We start from the raw sequence: 5,033 nt of genomic DNA on the forward strand, positions 1-5,033 counted from the left end.
GTCGAGCACCACGGCGGTCTGACCCTTGCCGAAGTGCCGGTACTTGTCCGAGAAGGGGATCGGTTCAGCGACCGACGAGGGCAGGGGCGTATCGATCAACAGATGATGATGGCCGCTTTTTTCCCGTTTGTTGCCGGCAGGGATCACCCCCATGCCACGGATGCCGAATTCTACCCAGAACGGACTGCGCACCTGGAACCCATCACGCAGGTTCGAGAAGGTTACAGGGGTCGATTCGGCAAACAGGCTGACGGAGGTTCGATCCGCCGTGTATTGCAGCCAGCAGCGGCGTTCGAGTGGTTCCTCCGGCAAGGACTTGGCGAGCACAGCGTCGGAGAGCAGCAGCAGGGTCACCATTGGGATAACTCTCAATTCTTTCATCAGCGTCCTCCCTTTCTCCGGCAGGTGACAGGTGACCCAGTGCGGCCGGCCATCGACGGCTTTGCTAACGATGGGCCAGTACGGACGAACGGACCCGGAGGGTTGCAGAACATCGACCGCCCTGCCTGAGCGGTCGATGTAAACGGTGTGACGCGGCAATGCTGCTGGTGAGGAATCTTGCCATCGCTGCGGCGGATTCTACAGTATCAATCGTCCGCCGAGAAAAGGGCAGGCGGACGCATCGCGCGGGGTGTGGCGCGAACTCCTCGCCGCGTCCGACTAAACGGCCACTGGAAAACATTCGACTCCAGGGCCGAGCATTGCTATTGTGATCAACGCAGTGTTTTTCACGTTTTCAAGCGGGAGTACTCACAGTGGGCAAGAAGCTTTACATCGGTAACCTGGCTTACAGTATCGGCAAGAGCGAACTCGAACAGTTGTTCACCAAACATGGCACGGTGGTTTCCGCGCAGGTGATCAGCGATCGCGAAACCGGCCGTTCAAAGGGTTTTGGTTTCGTCGAAATGGGCTCCGATCAGGAGGCGCAGGCGGCCATCGCGGCACTCTCGGGGAAGAGTCTTGATGGCCGTGCCCTGACCGTCAATGAAGCACGTCCGCAGGAAAGCCGCAGCGGCGGATTTGCCGGTGCGCGTCGTGGTGGCGGCGGCGGTCGCACGGGTGGCCGCTACTGATCGGATCTCCCTTGCGTTTCAGGCGCTTTGGCCGGGTCAAGGCGCGCCTCTCCAAACAGCAACCGGTGTCGCCGCGAGCGCGGCAGTGAAAGGACACGCTTTGGCAAAGCCAAACTATCAGTTTGAAAAACGTCAGCGAGAGCTGGAAAAGAAAAGGACGCAGGAAGAGAAGCGACAGCGAGACCTGGTTGCCAGGAGCCTTCCGGAAGCGGCGACCGAGCCAGGCTCGACAGCGCTGCCGGCAGCGCCCGAGAACGACGACGGATCTCCACCGGGCTAAGCCGTCCGGTCCGGGAAGGCATGCATGCGGGGTGCTGCCTGCGCCGGTCGGTGCGCGCCGTGGCCGGTTGACCGGGAGTCGGTTGGCGGGCAGGCGACCTTCGATGACCGCTGCGGCCTGTTTGCTTCAGCGCCCAGAGCGGTGCTGGCTATCCGGCCCTATTCTCTTCAGATTGCGCCAGCGGCACGCAAGGCGCTGATTTCGTCAGCTGAATAGCCGAGTTGTTGCAGCGTCTGGTCGGTGTGCTCGCCCAGCCGGGGACCCAGCCATTCGGTGCTGCCGGGGGTTGCCGAGAGTCGGGGAACGATGCCTGGAATGCGGAACGGCTTGCCGTCGGGGAGTGTGGCGGACTCGATCATCTGTCTGGCCAGGTAATGTGGGTCGGTGAACATGTCGGCCACCGAATAGACGCGCGAGGCAGGCACTTCGGCCGTCGTCAGGACGCGCAGTACTTCGGCCTCGTCGTGTGCCGAGACCCATGCGTCGATTGCAGCGTACAGTTCGTCGCGCCGCGCGTCACGCCCCGTGTTGTCGGCCAGTTGAGGATCCTCGGCCAGATCGTCGCGGCCAATGGCCAGCATCAGCCGGCGGAAGATGGCGTCGCCATTGGCGCCGATCGCCACGTGCTTGCCGTCGCTGGTGGTGTGCGTGTTGGAGGGGGTGATGCCGGGCATGATGTTGCCGGTACGCTCGCGTACGAAGCCGAAGACATCGAATTCGGGGACCAGCGACTCCATCATCGCGAACACCGCTTCGTACAGTGCGACGTCGACCATTTGCCCCTGACCGCCGTTGTGCTCCTTGTGGCGCAGCGCCAGCAGCGTGCCGATCACTCCCCACAGCGCGGCAATCGAATCGCCGATCGAGATGCCGGTCTTGACCGGCGGGCGGTCCGGGAAGCCGGTGACGTAACGCAGCCCGCCCATCGATTCACCGATGGCGCCGAAGCCCGGCTGCTGGGCGAGCGGGCCGCTCTGGCCAAAGCCCGAGAGGCGCAGCATGACCAGACCGGGGTTGATCGTCGCCAGTGTCTCCCAGCCGAGACCAAGTTTTTCGAGTACTCCCGGGCGGAAGTTCTCGATCACGATGTCGGCCTCGGCGACGAGCTTGTGGACGATTTCGCGGCCGGCCGGATGCTTGAGATTAACCGTCACCGATTTCTTGTTGCGCGATTGCACGTACCACCACAGCGAGGTGCCTTGATAGAGTTTGCGCCACTTGCGCAAAGGGTCACCGCCGTCGGGCGATTCGATCTTGATCACCTCGGCACCGAATTCGGCCAGGATACGGGCGGCGAAAGGGCCGGCAATCAGACTGCCGAGTTCGATGATCTTCAGGCCGGTCAGAGGTTTGGTCGCAGGATTCATGAGCGTGCATCTGGCAGATGGGATCAGTCCCGCGATTGCCGAGGATGTGCCGGTGTCGCCTCCCGGCCGGCGCGTCGACAAGGACTGTCGAGAAAACAATGGTGACCCGCAAGACAGCGAGCGGGCGTGCGAAGTCGGACGCTATCCGGAGCAGCAGCTCGACACACTGAAGAGGCGGGCCATCCGGGCCGGCGATCAGCCAGTTTCCGACGCTGAGCGGCATTGAATCTCTTGCCATGAAGGCGTCCGGGAAATGCTTGCTGCCGGTGTTCGACCAACAACAAGGCCCCCTAGCGGGGGCCTTCTCAGTGGAGCAGGTGGGGGATACCCCTACATGCGGGCGATCATCGCATCGCCGAATTCGGAGCAGGAAACCTCGGTCGCTCCCTCCATCAGTCGCGCGAAGTCGTAAGTCACAACCTTGTCGCCGATTGCCGCTTCCATCGACGCGATGATCAGGTCGGCCGCCTCGAACCATCCCAGGTGACGCAGCATCATTTCCGCCGAGAGAATCAGCGAACCCGGGTTGACCTTGTCCAGCCCGGCATACTTTGGTGCCGTGCCGTGCGTCGCCTCGAAACAGGCGTAGAGGTCGGAGATGTTGGCGCCGGGCGCGATGCCGATACCACCCACCTGTGCGGCCAGCGCGTCCGAGATGTAGTCGCCGTTCAGGTTGGTGGTGCAGATTACGTCGTACTCGGCCGGGCGCAGCAGGATCTGTTGCAGGAAGGCGTCGGCGATGGAGTCCTTGATGACGATGCCGCTCGGCAGCTTGAGCCATGGTCCACCATCGATCTCGACACCGCCGAATTCGTTCTTGGCCAGCGCATAGGCCCAGTCACGGAAGCCACCTTCGGTGAACTTCATGATGTTGCCCTTATGAACGATGGTCACCGAGCGGCGCTTGTTGGTGATTGCGTACTTGATGGCTGCCCGCACCAGGCGCTCGGTACCCTCCTTCGAAACCGGCTTGATGCCGATGCCCGAAGTGCCCGGGAAGCGGATTTTCTTGACCCCCATGTCTTCCTGCAGGAACTTGATGACCTTCTTGCAGCTCTCGGAGCCGGCTTCCCACTCGATGCCGGCGTAGATGTCCTCGGTGTTCTCGCGGAAGATGACCATGTTCGTCTTTGCCGGGTCCTTCAATGGCGAGGGAACGCCACGGAAATACTGGATCGGGCGGACGCACTGGTAGAGGTCGAGTTCCTGGCGCAGGGCGACGTTCAGCGAGCGGATGCCGCCACCGACCGGCGTGGTCATCGGTCCCTTGATCGAAACGGAATACTCCTTGAGGGTGTCGAGCGTCTCGGCCGACAGCCAGACGTCCGAACCGTACATCTGGGTCGACTTCTCTCCGGCGTAAACTTCCATCCAGTAAATCTTCTTGGCGCCGCCGTAGGCTTTGGCAACGGCCGCATCGACCACCTTGATCATCACCGGCGTGATGTCGATGCCGATGCCGTCGCCTTCGATGAAGGGGATGATGGGGTTGTCCGGGATTGCCTGCCCCGGGATGATTTTCTGGCCGCCTTGCGGGACTTTGATCAGACTTGCGCTCATGCCAACTCCATATAGTGTGGTTTGGTTGTATCCGATTCGGGTGCCAGCACCGGTGCCATGCTGCTTCCGGTGGTGGCCCGGGAGCGGTCGATCGGACGATGCTGCGTACTTGGGCACGAGGGATCTGTCTGAAGCAAACTCTCCGCGGCACCACGCGCAATTATGTCGTAAATGCAGGTGATCTGCCAGTCTATCGAGTGTTCTGCGTGGCGATTCGGCGCCGGCCCGCGGGTGGCAGTCGCCGCCTGGTGCGGTGCACCAGGCCCGATGCTACAATCCGCCAGAGCAGACCGACAGACCAACAGACCAAGCCAAATGGACATCCTCACGGTTACAAACGCGCCCGCCGAACGCCTGGTCGAGGCGATGATCGATGGCTTCAACCGACACTATCGCCTGATCCGCCGCTACGGTCAGCAAGCCAAGCTGCTGTTCGAGGCGGCTGACTGGAAGGGGGTTCACGAAGCCGTCCGCGAGCGCATTCGTTCCTACGACGACCGTGTCCGAGAGACGGCCGAACTGCTCTGTGCCAACTTCGGTGCTGCGGCGCTGGACGATCCGACCTGGCAGCAGGTGAAGCTGTTCTACATCGGCCAACTGATCAACCACAAGCAGCCCGAGCTTGCCGAGACGTTTTTCAACTCGGTCTGCTCGAAGATCCTGCATCGAACCTATTTCCACAACGACTACATCTTTGCCCGGCCGGCCGTGTCGACCGAGTACATCCAGTCGTATCCGCCGACCTATCGCAGT

Annotated in this window: 7 protein-coding genes; 4 read left to right on the forward strand and 3 right to left on the reverse strand. The window is 61.9% G+C overall.

What is annotated here, in order from left to right; genetic code table 11:
- On the reverse strand, positions 1 to 381 hold a 381-nt coding region (locus JNK99_RS08610; RefSeq protein WP_291851435.1), incomplete at its 3' end, for a DUF4399 domain-containing protein.
- A 374-nt stretch (positions 382 to 755) separates the two neighbouring features.
- On the opposite strand from JNK99_RS08610, the gene JNK99_RS08615 reads away from it, so the two are divergent.
- On the forward strand, positions 756 to 1,073 hold the full coding sequence (locus JNK99_RS08615; RefSeq protein WP_291851437.1) for an RNA-binding protein: 318 nt from the start codon (positions 756 to 758) through the stop codon (positions 1,071 to 1,073).
- Between the two features lie 100 nt (positions 1,074 to 1,173).
- Entirely contained in the window at positions 1,174 to 1,353 is a 180-nt protein-coding gene (locus JNK99_RS08620) for a hypothetical protein (protein ID WP_291851450.1), read from the forward strand.
- A gap of 167 nt (positions 1,354 to 1,520) precedes the next feature.
- Here the strand turns inward: JNK99_RS08620 and JNK99_RS08625 are convergent, their stop codons facing one another.
- The gene (locus JNK99_RS08625; RefSeq protein WP_291851440.1) at positions 1,521 to 2,720 is read right to left on the reverse strand and encodes a CaiB/BaiF CoA-transferase family protein; all 1,200 of its coding nucleotides are present in this window, start codon (positions 2,718 to 2,720) and stop codon (positions 1,521 to 1,523) included.
- Between the two features lie 4 nt (positions 2,721 to 2,724).
- Here JNK99_RS08625 and JNK99_RS08630 point away from each other — a divergent pair, with 4 nt between their 5' ends.
- Positions 2,725 to 2,946 carry a hypothetical protein gene (locus JNK99_RS08630; protein WP_291851442.1) on the forward strand — a complete coding sequence of 74 codons (222 nt, stop codon included), beginning with the start codon at positions 2,725 to 2,727 and terminating at the stop codon, positions 2,944 to 2,946.
- Between the two features lie 104 nt (positions 2,947 to 3,050).
- Here the strand turns inward: JNK99_RS08630 and icd are convergent, their stop codons facing one another.
- Complete coding sequence (gene icd, locus JNK99_RS08635; RefSeq protein WP_291851445.1) at positions 3,051 to 4,280, reverse strand: NADP-dependent isocitrate dehydrogenase; 1,230 nt, start codon at positions 4,278 to 4,280, stop codon at positions 3,051 to 3,053.
- 315 nt (positions 4,281 to 4,595) lie between these two features.
- Here icd and JNK99_RS08640 point away from each other — a divergent pair.
- Positions 4,596 to 5,033 (forward strand): isocitrate dehydrogenase kinase/phosphatase AceK regulatory subunit (locus tag JNK99_RS08640; RefSeq protein WP_291851447.1); only part of this gene is annotated, 438 nt, incomplete at its 3' end.

Origin of the sequence: Accumulibacter sp. (assembly GCF_016789985.1) — a bacterium.
Taxonomy (GTDB): domain Bacteria; phylum Pseudomonadota; class Gammaproteobacteria; order Burkholderiales; family Rhodocyclaceae; genus Accumulibacter.